The sequence below is a fragment of the Chloroflexus sp. genome (genome assembly GCF_034435895.1).
In the GTDB taxonomy this organism is placed as follows: domain Bacteria; phylum Chloroflexota; class Chloroflexia; order Chloroflexales; family Chloroflexaceae; genus Chloroflexus.
Genome location: NZ_DAOTWH010000032.1, coordinates 1 through 2,422, shown reverse-complemented (window position 1 = coordinate 2,422; position 2,422 = coordinate 1). Strand labels below are relative to the sequence as shown.

Below are 2,422 nucleotides of genomic sequence, written 5' to 3'. Positions count from 1 at the left end.
CGGACAGCGAAGCTTTCCGCCGGCGGAAAGCTTCGCTGTCCGCCTTGACCAAGACCACGAGCTGGAGGATGTCGCGTTGATTACGGTGCCGATTGACTCGCGGGTCGGTTTGAAGACCGAACAGGCTCATCACGATGCGCCTAACAGTATCTTCTTCCGCGCATGGATGCGTTCGCGCGGCGAGGAGGTACGCGAGTGCATCGCCGCTGCCCGCCGCGGCGATTGGCAAACCATCGGCCAATTGGCCGAACTCGACAGCATGCGCCTGCACGGCGTCACGATGTCTGGTTCGCGCGAGCAGAAGATTATTGGGTGGGAGCCGGAAAATATCACGCTGTTCCGGCTTTGCAACGATCTGCGCGCCCGTGGCGTGCCGGTGTATGCAAGCACCGATACCGGCCCGACCGTGGTCTTCATCACCCGCCGCGATCTCGCCCCCTCGGTGACGGCGGCTATCCACGATTTGGGCTTGGGGTTAGAAACCGTCCAAGCCCCGATCGGCGGCCCAGTCCATCTAATCACGGTGGAAGAGGCGCTCAGCGAACTGTCGTAGGCATCGCAAAAGCACATGATGACGCGCAGGGATGCATACTGTCGTATTCCTGCGCGTCCCACCCGCCTTCGATTTTACAGAGAAGGTCTGGCAGGGAAATATGGGCTTATCCAGCGCGACCCAGATTGGCGAAATCGTATACCATGCGCTTGCGTTCAATACCCAACGCTGGCGGGATTGGCAAGGCGAGATGGTGTCAGCAGGCTCACTCATTGCTAGCGTTTTTTCACGCTCTTAACCCAACGACAAATTAAGTATGCATTGGCTGGCGGCGTTGCGCTACTGCACTATGTGCAAGGAGGCAACACCCACGATCTCGATGTTGTAATGGCGGCGATGGCCTTGAAAAAGCTGCCGGAACTGACCATCTTGCAGCAAGACAACGATTTTGTCCGGGCGATATTTGCCGAATTACCGGTGGATATTCTCTTGACGCGCAATGCGTTGTTCCGGCATGTCTACCGCCGGTATGTCCAACCGGTTGCACTCCTTGAACAAACCGTGCCGATTGTGACTGCTGAGGGTTTGTTGTTGCTTGAACTTTATGCGCTGCCCTTGCTTTACCGGCAAGGCAACTTCGCCCGAATTGGGTTGTACGAAAACGATATTGCTACCCTCATCTATATACTATCGGCCAGACATGACGGCGCTCTTGCAAACATTATCCGCATATATTACCCTCTCTGATCTCGTCGAGATCGAAGCAATCGTCACCGATCTGCAACGGCGCAGCCAGCGCTTCAGCCAGCAATAACCCTGCGCCTACCCCACCACCACCAACGCTAAATCATTCACATTCGTCCCGGTTGGGCCGGGCCGCAAGAGGTCATCAAGCGCGGCAAAGAAGCGGTAGGCATCGTTGCGGCGCAGATGGTCGAGTGGATCAAGACCCAAGGCCCGCGCTCGCGCTACCGTCGCACCGGTTGCCACCGCGCCGGCGGCATCGGTCGGGCCATCGCCGCCATCGGTGGCCAGCGCAATCACCGCCGCATCGGCCAAACCCTCTAGCGCCAGTGCGGCACTCAACGCCAATTCTTGATTGCGCCCGCCAAATCCCGTTCCCCGCAGCGTAACAGTCGTTTCGCCGCCAGCGATCACACAGGCCGGACGAGCTAACGGATGGCCACTGGTAGCAATCTCACGGGCAATCGCGGCCAGCACCTTCCCCACCTCGCGCGCCTCTCCCTCCAGCGAGGTGGTGAGCAAGAGAGTATGAAAACCGGCGGCCTGCGCTGCGGCTAAGGCAGCGTGCGCCGCTTGCACATTGCTCCCGATCAATATATGCTGCCCCTTCGCCAACACCGGATCACCCGGCTTGAGCGTCTCTGGCTGTTCGCCGCGCGCACCCGCCGTCAGGTAAGCACGGATCGCCGGCGGACACCGATTGCACAGTTCGTAGTGATCGAGCAGCGCCAACGCATCGGCAAACGTGGTCGGATCGGCGACCGTCGGGCCAGAGGCGATCACATCGAGTGGACTCCCAACTACATCAGAGAGGATCAGCGTGATCAGCGTCGCCGGAGCCGCCAACCGGGCCAACCCGCCGCCTTTGAGCCGGTCAAGGTGCTTGCGCAGGGTATTGATCGCACCAATCGGCGCGCCACAGGCGAGCAATTCGGCGGTCAATCGCTGCAGATCGGCGAGAGTGACGCCGGGAACCGGCAGATTGAGCAAGGCCGACCCGCCGCCCGAAATCAGGGCAATGACCAGATCACGTTCATCGGCTTGAGTCAAGAGATCCGCAATCTGCTGCCCGGCAACAACGCTGCGCTCGTCAGGGGTCGGATGGGCCGCCTGCACGAGTGTCACGCCGGGAATCGCCGGCAATGGCGCGCCGTCGTCTTTCACCACGACGATCCCGCCGCTGAG

At 60.2% G+C, this 2,422-nt stretch carries 2 protein-coding genes and 1 pseudogene; 2 read left to right on the top strand and 1 reads right to left on the bottom strand.

Going from position 1 to position 2,422, the window contains the following annotated elements:
• Together U9R81_RS01765 and U9R81_RS01760 are read left to right on the top strand one after the other, a co-directional pair.
• Positions 1-553, top strand: a pseudogene (locus U9R81_RS01765) (GHMP kinase); the annotation flags it as partial.
• A 261-nt stretch (positions 554-814) separates the two neighbouring features.
• Positions 815-1,240, top strand: a complete 426-nt coding sequence (locus U9R81_RS01760) for a hypothetical protein (RefSeq protein WP_322493823.1) — start codon at positions 815-817, stop codon at positions 1,238-1,240.
• A gap of 75 nt (positions 1,241-1,315) precedes the next feature.
• On the opposite strand, the gene U9R81_RS01755 is transcribed toward U9R81_RS01760, so the two are convergent.
• On the bottom strand, positions 1,316-2,422 hold a 1,107-nt coding region (locus tag U9R81_RS01755; protein ID WP_322493822.1), incomplete at its 5' end, for a glycerate kinase type-2 family protein.